We start from the raw sequence: 16,981 nt of genomic DNA, 5'->3' as shown, positions 1-16,981 counted from the left end.
GAGCCGGCATTGCCGGCGAAGGGGCATGACTGGCCAGCGTGCCATGTCCTCTTCGCCGGCAAGGCCGGCTCCTACAGGCCAAGGGGCCGGGCCTGCAAACCAATATGGCACGCACACAAAAATACCTGGCACACACGCAAGCGCTTTACCCCCTCCGACTTTGCTCTAATCCCGTCATGGCCTGCCACGCCACTCATTGATCCACCCAGAACGGGATAACAATAAAAAATGAAACGCTTGATGCCGCTTGCCGTGCTCTACGTGTCAACGCTCGCCCACGCCGGCACGCCCGGCAACATCGACGCCAACCGACTGCTCAACGCCAACCAGGACGCCGCCAACTGGCTCGCCCACGGGCGTACCTACGACGAACAACGCTTCAGCCCGCTGACCCGCATCAACGACCAGAACGTCGCCGGGCTTGGCCTGGCCTGGACGCAGAAGCTCGACATCGATCGCGGTACCGAAGCCACCCCCATCGTGGTCGACGGCGTGATGTACACCACCGGTGCCTTCAGCATCGTGTATGCCTTCGACGCCGCCAGCGGCAAGCCGCTGTGGAAGTACGACCCCAAGATCCCCATGGAAAAACTCAGCCAGGGCTGCTGCGACGTGGTCAACCGCGGTGTGGCCGTGTGGCAGGGCAAGGTCTACGTGGGCAGCTTCGATGGGCGCCTGATCGCCCTCGATGCGGCCACCGGCAAGGAGGTGTGGAGCGTCGACACCGTTCTGGACCCCAACAAGAGCTACACCATCACCGGCGCCCCGCGCATCGTCAAAGGCAAGGTGCTGATCGGCAACGGCGGCGCCGAGTTCGGCGTGCGCGGCTATATCACCGCCTACGATGCCGATACCGGCAAGCAGGCCTGGCGCTTCTTCACCGTGCCCGGCGACCCGGCGCTGCCACCGGAAAACGAGGCCATGGCCAAGGCCATGAAAACCTGGAAGGGCAATGGCTGGGTCAAGTGGGGCGGTGGCGGCACCGTTTGGGACTCGATGTCCTACGACCCCGAGCTGGACCTGCTGTACGTGGGCACCGGCAACGGCTCGCCGTGGAACTACCAGTTCCGCAGCCAGGGCGAGGGCGACAACCTGTACCTGTCGTCGATCGTCGCGCTGCGCCCGGAAACCGGCGAATACGTGTGGCACTTCCAGGTGACGCCCGGCGATCGCTGGGATTTCACCGCCACCCAGCAGATCGTGCTGGCCGACATCCAGATCGACGGCAAGACCCGCAAGGTGCTGATGCAGGCACCCAAGAACGGGTTCTTCTACGTGATCGACCGCACCAACGGCGAGTTCATCTCGGGCAACAACTTCGTGCAGGTGAACTGGGCCAGCGGCCTGGACCCCAAGACCGGGCGCCCCATCCTCACCGACCAGGCCGACTACGCCAAGGCGCCGAAGGTGATACAGCCAAGCTTCCTCGGCGGCCACAGCTGGCACCCGATGTCGTACAACCCCAACACCGGCTATGTGTACATTCCGGCCCAGGACACCGTGGCCGAACTCAAGGCCGCCGACAAGCCACTGTTCCTGCCGACCAAGTCGGTGGTGAACTTCGGCCTGGACGTGCCCGACCTGCCGGAAGACCCGAAGGTGTTCAACCAGATCCGCAGCGCCTGGCGCGGGCACCTGATTGCCTGGGACCCGGTCAAACAGCAGGCCGCCTGGACCCACGACTATGTCGAGTCCGGCAACGGCGGCACCCTCAGCACCGCCGGCAACCTGGTGTTCCAGGGCACCTCGGACGGCCGCGTCATGGCCTTCAGCGCCGACAAGGGCAAGCAGCTGTGGGAGCACCGCGCCAACTCCGGCGTGCTCGGCGGGCCGGTCACCTATGAGGTCAAGGGCGAGCAGTACGTGGCGTTCATGGCCGGCTGGGGCGGCATCATGCCGCTGATCGCAGGCGGCCTGACCGACAAGGGCAAGGTCCAGCCAGAGTCCCGCGTGCTGGTGTTCAAGCTTGGCGCCAAGGGCGAACTGCCGCCGCCGCGCAAGGCGCCGGTGCTACCACCGCAAGTGCCCGCGCTGACCGCCTCGGCGGATGAAATCGCCCAGGGCCGCACCCTGTTCAACGGCATGTGCGGCGCCTGCCACGGCCTCAACGCCGCCAGCGGCGGGGTGATCCCCGACCTGCGCTACCTGAGCCCGGACAAGCACCAGGCCTTCGTCGGCATCGTCAGCGGTGCGTTCATGAGCAAGGGCATGCCGAGCTTTGCCGGGGTGCTGGACATGCCGCAGATGCAACTGATCCAGCAATACATCATCAAGCGCAGCCTTGACCTGCGCGCCGCCGCCGACGCCACTGCGGCGCAGTAAGCCACCCCTCGACCCCGCTCGCCATGCGTGCGAGCGGGGCAGCCTCAACCCGTTCCAATAACAATTAATCGGTAGACAGGTGACCCCCATGAAAGCGCTTTTGCACAAAGGCGGCGCATTGCCGTGCTCGCTGTTCCTTGCCCTGTGCGCCAGCCCCGCGCTGGCCGATGTACGCCCCGACTCCGGCGACTATGCCGCGCTGCCACCGGGCACCGACCTGGCCTTGCTGTACCAGCAGAACCCGCGCATCGACCGCTCGTACATGGGCGGCAAGCGCGCCGCCGACAACCTCGACCTGGACCTGACCGTGGGCGTGCTGCGTCTGGTGCACTTCACCGAGTTCTTCAACACCGGCCTGATCTGGGACCCGCAGATCATCATCCCCTACGGCCATCAGGAAATCGGCGCCACCGGCCAGAAGAACAGCGGCCTGGGCGACATCACCTTCGGCGCCACGGTGTGGAGCCTGGCCGACATGGAGCGCAACCGCCACCTGGGCTGGTCGCTGTTCGTCACCGCGCCCACCGGCGCCGACAAGAACCAGGGCTTTGCCCTGAGCGGCAACCGCTGGGCGGCGGACTTCCAGGTGGGCTATGTGCACGGCTTCAACGAACGCTGGACGTGGGACGTGATCGCCGAGACCGAGTTCTACCAGGAGCAGCGCGACACCGGTGCGCACCGTGACCCGCTGATCCAGCTGCACAACCACCTGCGCTACAACTTCACCCCGGCCACCTCGGTGGCGCTGTCGTACCGGCACAACTGGGGCTCGCGCGAGACGCTGGACGGGCAGACCCTGGAAACCAGCCACAACAACGGCACGGTCGGCCTGTCGGCGACCACCATGCTGGGCAAGCAGTGGCAGGTAATGGGGCAGTACTGGCGGGATGTGGACGTGCGCTCGGGGCCGATGACCGACCATTCGCTGCAGTTCAGGTTGGCGTATATCTACTGAGGCGAGCCTGACGCACACCGGGTGAGGGGCACCCGGTGTGGTCACACGCCATGGCCGGGCTTAGACTGCGTGGCTTGGGCCTGTCAGTCGCCACGCGCGGGGCCGGACACTTGAACTGTGACGTGAACATGAAGCTCAAACTGTGCCTGCTGCTGCTTGTCTGCCCACCGCTGATGGCCCAGGAGTTCGCCTGCCAACTGGGTGGCAAGATCGTTCCCGTTGCCGAGTATCGGCAGCCGACCCCTGTCTTCACCCGGCTGAAAAATGACGGGCATCCGATGACGGCCTTCGGCTTTTCAATTGCGCACAGTCAGGTGCTGGGGGCCGACAAAGCCACGCGTGACTATTGCCAGTCGCTGATCGCAACAACGCGCACCGTTCTGTTGTCAGGTCAGTACCCGGCTGATCACTTTCACCCGGGCCAGACCCTGTCGCTCAAGCATGTGCATCGCGACCGCCATGTCTGGCCTTACTGGCCAGACTATTACTGGCTCGCAGATAGCCCCCAGGGCCGCTGACCGACTCTTCGCTGCCGTGTCGCCTGGTGTGTATCGACCAAGGGGAGGGCGGCGCGCAAGGCGCTATCGCGGATCGGCGCCGCAGAGCTGAATCATCAGTGGCGTGCCGACCGGTTCAGCACAGCGCCCTCTACCGAAGGTACTCGCACCCGCAGTGCAATCAGCACCGCGGCCAGCAGCATCAGCACGGCCGCCGCCACGAATACGCCTGCGCTGCCACCGAGGCTGAACATTGCCCCACCCGCGGCTGCGCCTGTGGCGATGGCCGACTGTACCGACGCTACCACCATGCCCCCGGCGCTTTCCGCCTGGTCAGGGACCGCGTTGGCGACCCAGTTCGACCACGCCACCGGCACACCGCCAAAGGCCAGGCCCCACACCGCCAGCAGTACGGCCTGCCCTGGCACCGACGCCGGCAACAGAACCAGCGCCAGTGCCGCAACGCCCACCAGCGCGGGCATCGACACCAGGGTGGCCAGCGGGTAACGAGCAAGCATCCACCCGGCCACCAGGGTGCCGACAAAGTTCGCCACACCAAAACCCAGCAACATCAGCGACAGCCCCTGCGGGCCAATGCCGGTCGTGCCTTCGAGGAATGGCCGAACATACGTGAACATCGCGAAGTGGCCGCTGTGCACCAGCACACAACCGAACATCCCCATGGCAATGCCTGGGCGCAGCAATACTTCAAGCACCGTGCGCAGGCGTGCCGGGCGGCGCGGCGCAAGGCTCGGCAGCGTGATTGACTGGAACGCCAGGGTCACCACGCCCACCGCCGCCGCTGCAAAGAACGCGCTGCGCCAGCCATATAGCCCACCCAGATAACTACCCAGCGGAACCGCAACCACCGTCCCGATGGCGATGCCACTGAAAATGATCGAGAGCGCTCGCGGCAACAAAGCCCCCGGCACCAGACGCATCGCCACCGCCGCCGCCATGCTCCAGAACCCGCCAAGCGCGATGCCCAGCAAGATACGCATCAGCAACAGCACCACGAAACTGGAGGAAACGGCGACCAACAGATTGGACGCGATCATCAACGTGGAAAAACCCAGCAACACCCAGCGGCGATCGATACTGCGAGTCAGGCCTGGCACCAACAGGCCGGCGAACAGCGCCACCACGGCTGTCACCGTTACCGCCTGGCCAGCCAGCGCTTCGGATACCCCCAGCTCGGTCGCCATCGGCGTCAACAGGCTGGCCGGAAGGTACTCCGCGGTCAGCAAGCCGAACACGCCCATGGCCAACGAGAACACGGCCATCCACGCGGGGGTTGCAGGTTCTGCATCCGGCCCGGCGCCGGGACGGCTGTCGGGTACGGCATTGCAAACAAGGTCAGTCATTGCACGGATCTCCCAATCTTCAATTGCGACCCGCAGTCTAGGCGCGAGAACCCGGATGATCTATGATCGAAAAACTCGATTTTTTGACCAGAACACCTGAATCATGCCGACGGACCCCTCTGCCTTCTCTTACGATCTCATCAACGAGCTGTTGCGCGGCATGCGCCTGCGCGGTGTCGACTACCGGCGTATCCAGGCGGGCCCGGCCTTCGGCTTGGGCTTCGCTGCCAAACCCGGGCATGCCTGGTTCCACTTCCTGGCGGTCGGCAACGCGGTGCTGCGCATGGAAGACGGCACAACCTATGCGCTGTGCGCCGGTAACGCCGTCTTCATCTCCCATGGCGCGGCCCATCAATTGCTCTCGGATACACACGTGCCCGTGCAGCAAATCGACCTTCTGGACGGCGAGCCGCTGGGCGACGCCGTCAGCGCGGTGGACACCGGAACCGAGGCCGGCGCCATGCCGACCACGCTTTTGTTCAGTGGCTGCATGGAGTTCGAATTGGGCAGCCTGCATGGCCTTGGCAAGCTGATGCCGGGCCTGATGCTGATTGACGCCGGCGGCCAGCGTTACCCCGGGCTGGTGCCTATTCTCACCACCATGGAGCGCGAGGTCAGCGCCGCACGCATCGGTTTCGCCGGCATCCTCGCGCGATTGGCCGACGTGGTCGCCGCCATGGTCGTTCGAGGTTGGGTCGAGTGCGCCTGCGGTAACGCCTCCGGCCTGGTTGCCGCCCTGCGCGATCCGCGCCTGGCCGGTGCACTGCTGGCGCTGCATCAACAACCGGGCCGCGACTGGACCGTCGAGCAGTTGGCGGAGCAATGCAATACGTCCCGCTCGGTCTTTGCGGAGCGTTTTCAACTGACGATTGGCATGACCCCGCTGCGCTACGTCACCGAAGTGCGAATGCGGCTTGCCAGCCAGTGGCTGACGCTGGAAAGGTTGCCAATTGAAGAGGTCGCGCAGCGTTTGGGCTATACGTCTCAGGCAGCGTTCAGTCGGGCGTTCAAGCGTGTTACGGGTAAGACGCCTGGGTTGAGTCGCAGGTTGAGGCAGTCGGCTGCCATCTGAAGCTGAGTGGGATGAGCGGGTGGGCCATATTGGGCGGCCTTGGCACTCTTTGAGATAAGGCCGAACGCAGTCGCTCGCACCTCTTGGCTTTCGATAGGCCGCGTGTGCGGCCCGTGTGTTGCGTCATCAACTACTGACCGCTTTGGCCTCCATGCCATCAAGCACCGACTCGATCAATGCGTTGCTCAATTCCAGCGAATGTTGCGAGGCCATCAGCAGGCTTTTGAACTGCTCATCGGCGCGTTCGCAGGCTTGTGCGGTGGTGTCCCTTGCACACTGGATCATGATCGACAGGTAGACCAGCGCATCTTCGAGCTTGATGTCTTCGCGCACGGAAAACAGGGGAGGGTGATCGCCGTGGCAACAGCCGAAGGAGGTGTAGGCGGGTTTGCGCGGGGTGTTGGGGAGTGGGGGATCAGGGACGATTTTTGTCATTGTGCAGCTCCTTGATTGGTGGAGCCGACCAGCATCGTGACCAAACGATGGGTGGCGGCTGTACGCAGGTTGGTCAACCGGGAATCAAGGAACCCGGCGCGCACGAATGCGCCCCACGCACAGCCGCCATAACACGAAACAGCAGACACAAAAAAGCGCCACTGATTCGGATGCGGCGCTTTGTGCGCCTTGATTTATCTCAGGTGACCAAACCTGGACGCTGGATTTACAGCGACTGAGCAAGGTTAACGGGGTTGGGGTGGGGATTCAAGTTTCTGGCAGAGGGAAGGAGGAGGCGTTACCGTCTGAGTACTGATGCATTCATTTTGACGATCTGGCTTGCTTTTGAATTCAAAGGTTTAAGGCGCGCAGAGCGGCCTGCGCTTGAGGCTGACCAATACGTTGCAGTCTGTTGCGGCAGCTAGAGATTCTGGCCGTATGCGGTCTTGGGTGAAAGACCGCTTACGACCCAAAGCGGACGTAGTCAACCCTGATAATTTGCCGCTCGGCGAGCGACATCTTCACTTATGGAAGAGCAAGCTCTTACCCTAATGCGGCGGCAAATGCTTCTGGCGTGGGGCTCTCCTGCCATTGTGCGATTGCTCCCGGCAGCACCAGCCATGGCTGCTTGCGCCGAGTCCAGATATGCGCAACCGGCTCGAAGCGCTCAGCCCCTTCCAGGATGCCGGCCCGTACCACTCGCATGCCGGGTGCTGCCGTCGTCTCGTTGAACAGCCGGGTATGACATGTACCGCAGGCATGTTGGGTAGACGTTTGACCTTGGTGTTCATGCTCAAAGATCGCCGTTTCGCCAGACACCTGAACAGCCGAAGCCGCGCTCAGCATGTGCAGACCAAACGCACTGCCGCTCCAGCGCTGGCAGTTCAAACAGTGGCAGGCATACAGCGGCGGCAATTGCCGCGCCACGATCTCAAGGGTGACTTGCCCACATCGGCACTGACCGGTGATTCTCATGCGTTAGTTCCTTACAATGACGCCCGGAAAAATGTGGGCGAATGATCGCTTTTCACGGGCTCTGGCAGAAGATCAAATTAGGAGCAACTGTTGGCCAAGAATGTATGAGCGGTATTGAATGGGAAAGCCAGCGTGTATTTCTCGCCGTGTTGCGCTCTGGTAGCCTGAGCGGCGCGGCGAAGCTGCTGGGTATCGCCCAGGCCACTGCGCGCCGGCGCCTCGACTGTCTTGAACACGCTCTCGGTGTGAGTCTGTTCACCCGCACACCTCAAGGACTGACGCCTACTGCCGGAGCGCAGCGCCTGATCGAACATGTGGAGGCCATGGATCTGGCCGCGCAAACCTTCAACCGCATGGCCAGCTCTGAAGCGTCGATGGATCACGGTACAGTCCGGCTGACCTGTGGCGAGTTGCTTGGCGTCGAAGTCTTGCCCGACCTGCTGCACCCTTTCCATTACGAACACGTCGGACTCAAACTTGAGCTGAGCATAAGCGATGCCCTTGAAGACATCGCCAGGCTGCAATCGGATATTGCGGTGCGGCTGATGCGGCCCAATGAAGCGGATATCACGGTGCGGCGTGTCGGCAGTTTGCAGATTGGCATCCATGCCAGTGCCGGGTGCCTGGAGCGCTACGGTAACCCAACCTCCCTGCTGTCGCTGCGCCAGCGACCGCTGATCGGGCCAGACAGACGCTCAGCGGATTTGCGTCGGTTTATCGACTCTGGTCTGTGCGATGCCGACCAGCATTTCGCCATTGCCTCTGATCATCACCTTGCTCAGCTGGCCGCTCTGAGAGCGGGCTTAGGCTTCGGGCTCTGCCCGACTCAAATCGCAAAATCGCACCGACTGGTACATGTGCTACCACACGATTTTGGCTTTGAGGTTGAGGTGTGGATCGCAATGCACAATGACCTGCGCAAAATTAACAGGATCGCTCAGGCGTTCGAGGTTCTTGGAGAGCAGTTACATCAGTATCTATGCTTAGCCGATCAGTGAGCAGCGTAGGTCGTGGCATCCACTGCTTTGTCTAAACGGCTGCAATGGGTCGAAAGCCGCCGCTCCGGACTGACCGCTCCCGACCCATTGCAGCCGTTCAGCACTGGCAGATTTCGATCCCTCGCGGCCAGTGCTCCCGACACTTACAGTTCCCGAGCCCAAGTCTGGCTGACGAGGTCTTTTCCGAAGCTGTGTACCTGTTCTTCTTCGACCAAATGGAAACCTGCTTTCTGATAGAGCTTTCGGGCATCGACAAGCACACTGGTTGTCCAGAGGATCATGTGCTTGTAGCCCGCGAGCCGCGCAAACCGAATACTCTCTTCCAGCAACCGATTGCCGATTCCCATGCCCCTGGCGCTCGCGTCAACGTAGAGCATCCGCAGCTTGGCGGTCGTCTGGTCATGTTTGACGACAAAGACCGAACCGATAACTGTGCCCTCTTTTTCCGCGATCCAGCATCGCTCGCAGGACGGGTCGAACTCACGAAGGTAGTTGGCGACGATTTCCGCCACCAGCGCTTCGAACTCCATATTCCAACCGTATTCGCGGGCATAGAGTTGCGCTTGTTGCTGAACAACGATACCCATATCGCCCGCTTGTGAATCGCGCAGGATGTAGGAATGATCACCGTCGCCCAATTGAGTCTGGATCTGTCTCATGGCTTGGATCAATTGTTCTTGCTGGCGCTCAGGCAAGCCTTGCAACATCAACACGACTTCTTCACGAGCGGCTTGCTCCAGCGAGGCCAGCACCTGACGACCTGGCTCGGTGAGCTGGATTTGAGAGGCTCGGGCGTCGATTGCCGACCGAGCTTTGCTGTGATATTCGCGCCTTTATCAGCCAGGTGTTACGCCAGCGAAGCGCCCACGATGCCGGCACTAATGACAACGACTCGTTTGTCCAGAGCATTTCCCATAGCAACCTTCATTCTGTAGACCTGAAGGCGGTTTCAGTGTCTGCCTCTGGTCGATTTCTGCTTGTCGTAAGGGGCAGCAGTTGTCGTCCAGAAAGCAGATGTAAATTTGTCTGAAGTGGCGAAATAGCTGCCAAAATCATCGTGTTAAAACGCCGCCTGAAATGGCAGCAAGATAAGCGCGTGAGTGTTGTTGGCACTGGAGGGTAGCGAAAAATCGTTCAGCTACTACGGTAAGCGTCATCAACGACTATAGTCATTGGTGAGCCAGAGCGAATCTGACCATTCCCCTGCCAACCTGGCCTAATCCAATTCCGCGATTACACGGCGGATCTTCTTGTGTTCCTTGATGCGGAACGTGAACGTTTCGCTGCCGAAATCACTCAGGCTCAGGCTGAGATCGAGGTAGCGTTGTCTTTTTTTGAACCCCTTGATGGTGGATGGAGTTATCCCGCCGGGCACGTCGCATCCCACTGAGCACGTCCCAACCACCCATCTATCAAGGTTCAAGCTATGAATACTTTAGAGTTCGATGATGCACAAAAAACCAATGGCGACCGGGTTCAGGGGCCGCTGCCGGCCGGCACTGTCGCGCCCGACTTCACTCTTCAAGCAACCCCTGATCAACAGTTGTCGCTGCGTGAGCTAAAGGGAAATACCGTGATATTGGCGTTTTATCCCGCTGACTGGACTTCGGTGTGTGGTGACCAACTGACTTTGTACAACCAGTTGCTACCCACATTCAGAGAATACGGTGCGGCGCTACTGGGTATCTCGGTTGACAGCGCCTGGTGTCATCAGGCCTTTGCCAAAGATCGGAATTTTCACTTCAGCCTGCTGGCCGATTTCGAGCCCAAAGGGGCTGTGGCACGACAGTATGGAGCGTACGAGTCCCAGCTCGGGGTTTGTAAGCGTGCGCTGTTCGTGATTGACAAGGACGGGATGGTTGCCTGGAGCTACGTCTCCCCGATGGCAATCAACCCTGGTGCGGACGGTATTCTGGATGCGCTGGATGCTTTGGCGAATTCGCCACAAAGCACGCCAACCAAAAATTAACAGGTGATTAGATGGCCACTCTCAAAGTCCCGGTAAGTGCCGACGACCATCGCCAGGGAAGTGCGCATGCCAAGGTCACCTTGGTCGAATTTGGCGACTATGAATGTCCCTATTGCGGTGAAGCTTATTGGATGGTCAAGAATCTGCAACAGCATTTTCGCGATGACTTGCTGTTTGTGTTCCGTAACTTCCCTCTGACCACCGCTCACCCCCATGCATTGGGTGCAGCGGTCACCGCTGAGTATGCCGGGAGTCGAGGATTCTTCTGGGAGGCCCACGACGGATTGTACGAAAATCAGGATCGATTGGGCCTGCCGCTGTATCGCGCCATCGTTCTCAAACACGGCCTTTCCAGGGAGGAATTCGATCTTGCAATGCAAGAGGATACTTACATTCCCAAAATACAAGCCGATTTCAATGGCGGTGTACGCAGCGGCGTGAATGGCACCCCAGCGTTTTACATTGACGGGCTTCGGTATGACGGAGTTCCAGAGTTCATCGGGATGAGTCAGATGATTGAGCTTTTGTTAGTGCGTGGACGAAATCGCTAGAGAGCCAAATCGGCTTGGCATCACCCACATCGGAGCCGGGGAAAAACCAACGTTAGCTTCCTTTTACATTAAAGAGGTGGGCACGGAGCCGGCAACTAATGAAATCTTTGAAGTATTATGAAGAAAATCGACACGCCACATGGTTGGAGTTGTTTTTTGACCTGACTTTCGTTGTTACGATAGGTCAAGTTACGCACACTCTCGGACATGTTCATGATGGGCACTTTGAACATAAGCAATTATGGACATTCTTACTGCTTTTTGTGCCGTTGTGGTGGATCTGGTCCAGTCACACGATTTATTCCAACAGGTTCGATACAGACAGCAATCTTCACCGTTTGGCAACATTATTCATAATGCTCCTGCTCATTGTGCTATCGGCACGGATCGGGGAAGACTTGGAAGTGAACTACCCGCTCATTATTGTCTGCTATTTTGGTATACGTGCAATCATCAGTGTTATGTATATTTCATCCATTAGTAAACTCGATTCTCGCGGCGAACTTTCCTCAAGGCTTGGCTTCGCCCTATTAGTTAGCGCAGTTATTAGCCTTTCATCCGTTATTTTTGACCCGCCCTTGCGTTACCTTGTTGCTTATATTGGGATTGTTCTTGATATTCTGTTTCCTGTATTTTTCTGGACTAAACTAAAACCGTTGCCAGCACACACAGAGCACTTGGTTGAGCGCATAGGCCTACTCACCCTAATCTTATTGGGGGAGTCAATTATTAGCCTTTCCGGAGGCTTATCTAACATTCAATGGGGTTATTATAATGTGATGGCGGCCATCACCGGATTTATCATGATTTGCAGTATCTGGTGGATCTATTTTGATAGTTTTTACTTGCTGAAAAAACATCAAAGCAGGATGAGTGGGCACGCCTTAATCTACTCGCACCTTTTTCTTTTTATGGGGCTGGCACTTCTGGCAAATTTGATTAGGCATGCGATCCTGAACGACATTGCGATACGCGATTTCCAGATTATGTCGATCACCGGCATGGCCTTGTTTTTCCTAGGTAAGCAATATGGCTATTTCATAGCCGTGAGTAGAATAAGGAAATACATCCTACAAAACACGTTGATAGTGTTTTCTTTGGGCGGGTTAGTCGTGTTTTTACCCCGCGTCGAGTACATATTGGTCGGCCTGACAGCAACCATGATCTCTTATGTTTTTCTAAATTTCAGATATCGTTGAATCATCATTATCAGACCAGAGGGTGGGACCAAGTGAGCAAGTGGCTGACTTGCGGTTACATGCTGCCCACTACGTCGTTCTCACTGCTCGTGCGCTACTCGCCGCTACCCTTGGTCTATTTGGGTTTGTAATCCTGGTATCGTCGACCATAGTTAAGAGTCTCGGATGCCCCTCTTAGCTATCGCGATCTGAAAGCGCCAGCCGCATCGTAACAACAGGAGCCACATCATGGTCAAAGTAGCGTTGTTCGTTCGCCTAAAAGCAAAACCCGGGAAAGAAAAGGATGTAGAGAGCTTTCTTTTGGGTGGCCTTCGGTTAGTGGAGGAGGAGCCAGCCACTACAGCCTGGTTTGGAATCCGCTTGGGGCCGTCCACCTTTGGCATCTTTGACGCATTCCCGGATGAAGCGGGCCGGCAGGCTCATCTTTCGGGCAAGGTCGCGGCGGCGCTTATGGCAAACGCTGCCGAGCTATTTGCCGAACCGCCATCAATCGAGAAGGTTGACGTCCTTGCGGCCAAGCTACCCAGCTAAGCAAACCCAATAGGAAGCTCCAGTCAGTACTGGGAGGCCCACGATGTATTTTGTGAAAATCAGGATAGCCTGGGCCTGCTGCTGTTCCGGGCGGTGATCAATCAAAACACTTGTATTGAAGATAAATGTCATGGCTAAAGTGCCGTGTCCAGGATTCATGCCATGCTTGCGCGCTCGGTATAAGTGAAAGGATACGCGCGCAGATCGTGTCCAGGGACGGCGTGGAAGCCGCACAGAATCTGCAAGGCAACGTGCTCATCACGGGTTTAGGCTGGGTAGGGTAGATTGTTTGCCGGGCACCGGTCGCTCATGGCGCGAAGATCTCCATCATTGATATAGAACCGGAGGTCATCCGCGCCGTGACACCTTATGGTTTCGTCAAGTGAGCATTCGTCGGCGTAGCAGTGACCGATGTTCAATGAGCTGCCTGACGCGGCTGCACTCCGAACTGCGCAACGATGTGCGTACCCAATTCCTCAATAACTTCCACCGCAGGGCGCTTGCCGTATTTGAGATTGAGAATGACGTGGTCCACGCCGATTTCCTCAAGCGACTCCAGCAAAAAACGTAGATGGTAACGTCCAAGTCTGAACCCCAAATGGATACGTGTGGGTGGCGTTGACGGATTCTCATCGAGATCGATGTACAGCGACTGAGTAAAGGGCTTATACACAGAACCACATTGTTTCGTGACCTCCAGTCGCCAATCTTCCACGACCAGCCGCTGCATGTTCGGAATGCGTGGATAGTTGATCCATCCGTTGCTCTCACGCGCGATCCAATCCAGTGACTGGCGACTGTTGCCGGTCACGAGCATTGGAATGAATTGGGTGGTCGGTTTCGGAATCAGGTCTGCGCCTTGCATTTCACCAGTGCTCCAGTGGATGGGCTCAAAACTGGTGCTGTGGGCGCGGCGAATCACTTCGTAGTGTTCTCGAAAGATCTCTCCACGCCTTTCGGGATCGACGCCAAATGCCGAAAACTCCACTGGCCGATCTCCCGAAGCAACCCCCAGAATCAAGCGACCAGTGCTCAACTGATCTACGCTGGCAGACGCCTTGGCCGTGTGCAGGGGATGGTGCAGCGGGATGGCGATGGAGGCGGTGCCAAGTGCAATCTCCGAGGTATGGGCGGCCATATAACCCAGGTAAACCCAGGGGTCGAAGACTTGGCCGACATCGCCGAAGCCAGGGTCGCGAAGCGGCACGTCGCGAAACCAGAGCGCGCAGAAGCCCAGCGCCTCGGCTTGTTTAGCCAGTGTGACCTGGTTGAGCATGCTCGGAGTGTCCCCGTCGAACGCCTCCATGGGAAAGAATAATCCAAGGCTCAAATGCCCCTGAGTGAAGGTTCGGCTGAACCCTCGATGCTGCTGGTAAGGAATCGTGCTCGGCCGATACATACGGATTGACCTCATGGCAGAACGTGAACAGCGCCCCCGTTTCCAGAGGTGCTGCGGCATCGGTCGCTTTTGAACGGCAGGTGGGGGGACTGGGTCTGGCTTTTACCCGTTGCGCCGTACTGCTGGTCGTGTGGACCGGACTCAGGGGGCAGTTGCTGGCGATAGGCGCGGGTTGGTCCGGGTGGGTGTTAAGCGGACGGTCAAAGGAAGTCAGATCTCTCGGCTCTATACCACCAGATGGGCAAGGCGTTCGAGGAATCATTCTATAAGCGTAGGCGGTTTTGCAGCTCTCCGCCATATTCTTACAATCGAGCCGCTGGTGGGCGAAAGTCGCGTATCGAAGGCAGTTATCGGTCGTTTCCTGCCATTCCAGAACGGCCGCTATTGGCCGATAGCGGTCAGCCAACGTGTCTCAAAAGGGATCGAGCCGTGCGTCGATGCCAGCCTGCTTAGCCAGCGAGATCAGGTTTTCGACGCAATCTTGCTCAATGATGCAACCCACATAATCGGCGCCGCCTGTATCCACATGCAGAAAGCGCTTCCCGAACCCGGTCAGCCATTGATCGAAATCGATCAGCACTTGCATCAGTGATGGCGTCTCTTCCAGCTTGTAGGCATAAATCTGGTCAATGCCGCTGGCTTCAATCAGTTTCGGTGCCAGGTACTTGAAATCATCGAAGCCGTGCACGTCCACGGCCATTAGAACCAGATTATTGAGTAACTGGCCTTTATCAGCGTCCAAAAGACCACTGACCAACGCGGTGGCCGGGTCTTCACCTAGGTTGTAATAGCGCGACACCCTTCTCACGAGACGCGCACGTTCCTTTTCAGGCAGCCGCGCCAACAGGGCCTGGGTGAACGTTTTCAGTTGCGCACCGAATGGATAAAGCTCACGCATAATCGCGGCATCGCTCAACCTTGGTTCATCGGGTGGGGGTTGTGTGAAGCGATCGCCGAACAATCGACTGAACAAGCCCATCGCCGTTTATTCTCCTTGGTGGGTAAAGCCTCTGGCGCGAAGCTTACCCCAGCGGTTCGATGACGGCGAATAGGGTCAGGGTTGACATCTGTTCAGTCTACGTGCGGCAGCAATCGACCCATAGCAGCCATTCACGAACGGCCGCATTCGGCCAATGCCGCAGCAGTGGGCCGCAGCATGAGTGCGAAGTCCTTTAATTACTCGACCTTTTTACCTGGCAATGGGGCCGTATGAATTTCGTCAAACATAGCGGTTGCCACTGAAGCAGCATAAACAATGTATTTCACATCACTTTCTTTGCTCTTGACTTCATAAATTTCACAAAGAAGACTTTTGTTGTTCTTGGGCAACGCTGCAGGCGACCAGGATGAAGGGCTCTTGAAGTTATACTCAGGGCCTTTGTACATTAAGGATTTTATGCCAACAACGGTACGCTTGTATTTTTGTCTGTCAGGTCTTTTGGAATTTTCATAGTCCCCTATAAATGATCCTAAAGAACCGGAGACAACATCTATGCACTCCTTGTCTAGCGCGGTCTCATAATCAGCAGCCGCGTAGGTTCCAACGCTGCCATGGTTGGAATAGAATTTTTGACGGGGCGTCAATTTCTCTTCTGGCTGCTTGGGTTTATATTCATCACCCTCGAAATAGTATTCGATGTACCCTCGCGAAATATCCACCCTGTTGTATATTTTTCTCTTTTCTATCACGTCTTCGAAAGTGTACCAGCGATGCTCAATTAGTGTGTGCTCGACGTCTAGCCCGCTCGCCATCACTTTTAAAGAAAGCACGGAGCCGAACAGGATATATGCAATGTTGATACTTTTCATGAGCTCGCCCAGGGCATGGTTTTTTAAAGTTTACTTGATTCTAGCCAGTGCACGATAGAGTTGTAAATTTATCTAATAGCAAAATCAACACACTGGATCATGATCGACAGGTAGACCAGCGCATCTTCGAGCTTGATGTCTTGGCGCACGCAAAACCGGGGAGTGTGATTGCCGTGGCAACACACGGGGCAGCGCCTGTCGCTGGAGCATACCCCCCGGACAAGCCGTATGGCCTTACTGGCCGAACGCCTACCGGTTATCCGCCAGGCCTCGATGGCCAGTGGTGTGCGGGCCTCGCGCCACGGCGCGCAGGGTGTTCGCCAGCATGTCTTCAGCGCTGCGCTCACCGTCGACTCGCAGGACGGGCGCTGTCTGCCTTGAAAGCCACGCCTCGTGCCGCACACGGCTTCGGCTGGAAAACGCCGGGTCGTCATACTGGGAAGCCCATTCGCGAAAGGCCAGGTGAATGGCATGCATGTCACCACCGGGCGCGATGCGATTGCCAAAGCGCTGCTGTTCTCGTGCTGCCAGTCGTTCCAGGCGAACAGGTGTCGGCGTGATCACGAACACGATCAGGTCGACATGCGCGATCAGCGCATCACCCCAGCCATCGAACGAGCCGGTCAGTACCCAGCCCTGATCACCGAGTGCCTGTTCGATCAGGCAGACGCGTTCGGCGGGTGGTCGCTTGGTAGTGAAGGGCGGGTTGGTGGGCAGCCAGTAGAAGTCATCGACATCGACATGCCGCAGGTTCAGCGAGCAGGCCAGGTTGTGACCCAGGGTGGTCACGCCGGCACAGGAGGCGCCGGTAATGTAGATACGCATTGTTCTGTTCATGCGCCATCCTACCCCGGCGGTCTGTCAGGGCGAAGCGCTCCGGCGCGTCAGCCCGGGTGGCGTTGGTG

Annotated in this window: 16 protein-coding genes and 2 pseudogenes; 10 read left to right on the top strand and 8 right to left on the bottom strand. The window is 58.1% G+C overall.

Annotation, left to right across the window (positions count from 1 at the left end):
* Positions 1-228: 228 nt before the first annotated feature.
* From NP552_RS03350 to NP552_RS03340, 3 genes are all read left to right on the top strand, one after another.
* Positions 229-2,322 (top strand): PQQ-dependent dehydrogenase, methanol/ethanol family, encoded by a 2,094-nt coding sequence (locus NP552_RS03350; protein ID WP_054915430.1) that lies wholly within the window; start codon positions 229-231, stop codon positions 2,320-2,322.
* Between the two features lie 88 nt (positions 2,323-2,410).
* Positions 2,411-3,277, top strand: a complete 867-nt coding sequence (locus NP552_RS03345) for a transporter (RefSeq protein ID WP_043862995.1) — start codon at positions 2,411-2,413, stop codon at positions 3,275-3,277.
* Between the two features lie 128 nt (positions 3,278-3,405).
* Complete coding sequence (locus NP552_RS03340; protein WP_274096430.1) at positions 3,406-3,795, top strand: hypothetical protein; 390 nt, start codon at positions 3,406-3,408, stop codon at positions 3,793-3,795.
* Between the two features lie 95 nt (positions 3,796-3,890).
* On the opposite strand, the gene NP552_RS03335 is transcribed toward NP552_RS03340, so the two are convergent.
* A complete protein-coding gene (locus NP552_RS03335) occupies positions 3,891-5,138 on the bottom strand; it encodes an MFS transporter (protein ID WP_104573055.1) in 1,248 nt (415 codons plus the stop codon).
* A 103-nt stretch (positions 5,139-5,241) separates the two neighbouring features.
* On the opposite strand from NP552_RS03335, the gene NP552_RS03330 reads away from it, so the two are divergent.
* The gene (locus NP552_RS03330) at positions 5,242-6,210 is read left to right on the top strand and encodes an AraC family transcriptional regulator (RefSeq protein WP_274096429.1); all 969 of its coding nucleotides are present in this window, start codon (positions 5,242-5,244) and stop codon (positions 6,208-6,210) included.
* Between the two features lie 126 nt (positions 6,211-6,336).
* Here the strand turns inward: NP552_RS03330 and NP552_RS03325 are convergent, their stop codons facing one another.
* Positions 6,337-6,645 (bottom strand): DUF3077 domain-containing protein, encoded by a 309-nt coding sequence (locus NP552_RS03325; protein ID WP_213605773.1) that lies wholly within the window; start codon positions 6,643-6,645, stop codon positions 6,337-6,339.
* Positions 6,646-7,188: 543 nt separating this feature from the next.
* Positions 7,189-7,620 carry a GFA family protein gene (locus tag NP552_RS03320; protein ID WP_012051932.1) on the bottom strand — a complete coding sequence of 144 codons (432 nt, stop codon included), beginning with the start codon at positions 7,618-7,620 and terminating at the stop codon, positions 7,189-7,191.
* Between the two features lie 41 nt (positions 7,621-7,661).
* Between NP552_RS03320 and NP552_RS03315 the strand changes: the two genes are divergently transcribed.
* Positions 7,662-8,618: a LysR family transcriptional regulator gene (locus tag NP552_RS03315; RefSeq protein WP_274096428.1), complete on the top strand. Its 957-nt coding sequence runs from the start codon at positions 7,662-7,664 to the stop codon at positions 8,616-8,618.
* Between the two features lie 143 nt (positions 8,619-8,761).
* Here NP552_RS03315 and NP552_RS03310 read toward each other — a convergent pair.
* Positions 8,762-9,433: pseudogene (locus NP552_RS03310) on the bottom strand (GNAT family N-acetyltransferase); the annotation flags it as partial.
* Positions 9,434-10,044: 611 nt separating this feature from the next.
* Between NP552_RS03310 and NP552_RS03305 the strand changes: the two are divergent.
* The 5 genes and pseudogenes from NP552_RS03305 to NP552_RS03285 all read left to right on the top strand — a co-directional run.
* On the top strand, positions 10,045-10,587 hold the full coding sequence (locus NP552_RS03305; RefSeq protein ID WP_043862990.1) for a redoxin domain-containing protein: 543 nt from the start codon (positions 10,045-10,047) through the stop codon (positions 10,585-10,587).
* Between the two features lie 11 nt (positions 10,588-10,598).
* Complete coding sequence (locus NP552_RS03300; RefSeq protein WP_012051936.1) at positions 10,599-11,138, top strand: DsbA family protein; 540 nt, start codon at positions 10,599-10,601, stop codon at positions 11,136-11,138.
* 98 nt (positions 11,139-11,236) lie between these two features.
* On the top strand, positions 11,237-12,337 hold the full coding sequence (locus NP552_RS03295) for a low temperature requirement protein A (protein ID WP_229589278.1): 1,101 nt from the start codon (positions 11,237-11,239) through the stop codon (positions 12,335-12,337).
* 228 nt (positions 12,338-12,565) lie between these two features.
* On the top strand, positions 12,566-12,868 hold the full coding sequence (locus tag NP552_RS03290; protein WP_043862987.1) for a putative quinol monooxygenase: 303 nt from the start codon (positions 12,566-12,568) through the stop codon (positions 12,866-12,868).
* Between the two features lie 194 nt (positions 12,869-13,062).
* A pseudogene (locus NP552_RS03285) lies at positions 13,063-13,245 on the top strand (monovalent cation:proton antiporter-2 (CPA2) family protein); the annotation flags it as partial.
* A 38-nt stretch (positions 13,246-13,283) separates the two neighbouring features.
* Here the strand turns inward: NP552_RS03285 and NP552_RS03280 are convergent.
* The 4 genes from NP552_RS03280 to NP552_RS03265 form a co-directional block, all read right to left on the bottom strand.
* Positions 13,284-14,267, bottom strand: coding sequence for an LLM class oxidoreductase (locus NP552_RS03280; protein ID WP_043862986.1), 984 nt, complete (start codon positions 14,265-14,267; stop codon positions 13,284-13,286).
* 412 nt (positions 14,268-14,679) lie between these two features.
* Positions 14,680-15,246: a DUF6630 family protein gene (locus tag NP552_RS03275; RefSeq protein ID WP_123752480.1), complete on the bottom strand. Its 567-nt coding sequence runs from the start codon at positions 15,244-15,246 to the stop codon at positions 14,680-14,682.
* 197 nt (positions 15,247-15,443) lie between these two features.
* Positions 15,444-16,076, bottom strand: a complete 633-nt coding sequence (locus NP552_RS03270; protein WP_043862985.1) for a hypothetical protein — start codon at positions 16,074-16,076, stop codon at positions 15,444-15,446.
* A gap of 249 nt (positions 16,077-16,325) precedes the next feature.
* Positions 16,326-16,901: an ATP-binding protein gene (locus NP552_RS03265; protein ID WP_274096440.1), complete on the bottom strand. Its 576-nt coding sequence runs from the start codon at positions 16,899-16,901 to the stop codon at positions 16,326-16,328.
* Positions 16,902-16,981 lie beyond the last annotated feature (80 nt).

It is taken from the genome of Pseudomonas sp. 8209, from assembly GCF_028682105.1.
GTDB classification, from domain to species: Bacteria; Pseudomonadota; Gammaproteobacteria; order Pseudomonadales; family Pseudomonadaceae; genus Aquipseudomonas; species Aquipseudomonas palmensis.
Note: the sequence above shows the minus strand (reverse complement) of the source record. Positions and strands in the feature narration are given on the sequence as shown.

Coding starts and splice junctions, on each gene's coding strand:
- NP552_RS03340 (WP_274096430.1), top strand. CDS start 3,406: ATGAAGCTCAAACTGTGCCTGCTGCTGCTTGTCTGCCCACCGCTGATG.
- NP552_RS03290 (WP_043862987.1), top strand. CDS start 12,566: ATGGTCAAAGTAGCGTTGTTCGTTCGCCTAAAAGCAAAACCCGGGAAA.
- NP552_RS03280 (WP_043862986.1), bottom strand. CDS start 14,267: ATGTATCGGCCGAGCACGATTCCTTACCAGCAGCATCGAGGGTTCAGC.
- NP552_RS03300 (WP_012051936.1), top strand. CDS start 10,599: ATGGCCACTCTCAAAGTCCCGGTAAGTGCCGACGACCATCGCCAGGGA.
- NP552_RS03335 (WP_104573055.1), bottom strand. CDS start 5,138: ATGACTGACCTTGTTTGCAATGCCGTACCCGACAGCCGTCCCGGCGCC.
- NP552_RS03325 (WP_213605773.1), bottom strand. CDS start 6,645: ATGACAAAAATCGTCCCTGATCCCCCACTCCCCAACACCCCGCGCAAA.
- NP552_RS03345 (WP_043862995.1), top strand. CDS start 2,411: ATGAAAGCGCTTTTGCACAAAGGCGGCGCATTGCCGTGCTCGCTGTTC.
- NP552_RS03295 (WP_229589278.1), top strand. CDS start 11,237: ATGAAATCTTTGAAGTATTATGAAGAAAATCGACACGCCACATGGTTG.
- NP552_RS03320 (WP_012051932.1), bottom strand. CDS start 7,620: ATGAGAATCACCGGTCAGTGCCGATGTGGGCAAGTCACCCTTGAGATC.
- NP552_RS03270 (WP_043862985.1), bottom strand. CDS start 16,076: ATGAAAAGTATCAACATTGCATATATCCTGTTCGGCTCCGTGCTTTCT.
- NP552_RS03350 (WP_054915430.1), top strand. CDS start 229: ATGAAACGCTTGATGCCGCTTGCCGTGCTCTACGTGTCAACGCTCGCC.
- NP552_RS03330 (WP_274096429.1), top strand. CDS start 5,242: ATGCCGACGGACCCCTCTGCCTTCTCTTACGATCTCATCAACGAGCTG.
- NP552_RS03265 (WP_274096440.1), bottom strand. CDS start 16,901: ATGCGTATCTACATTACCGGCGCCTCCTGTGCCGGCGTGACCACCCTG.
- NP552_RS03315 (WP_274096428.1), top strand. CDS start 7,662: ATGATCGCTTTTCACGGGCTCTGGCAGAAGATCAAATTAGGAGCAACT.
- NP552_RS03275 (WP_123752480.1), bottom strand. CDS start 15,246: ATGGGCTTGTTCAGTCGATTGTTCGGCGATCGCTTCACACAACCCCCA.
- NP552_RS03305 (WP_043862990.1), top strand. CDS start 10,045: ATGAATACTTTAGAGTTCGATGATGCACAAAAAACCAATGGCGACCGG.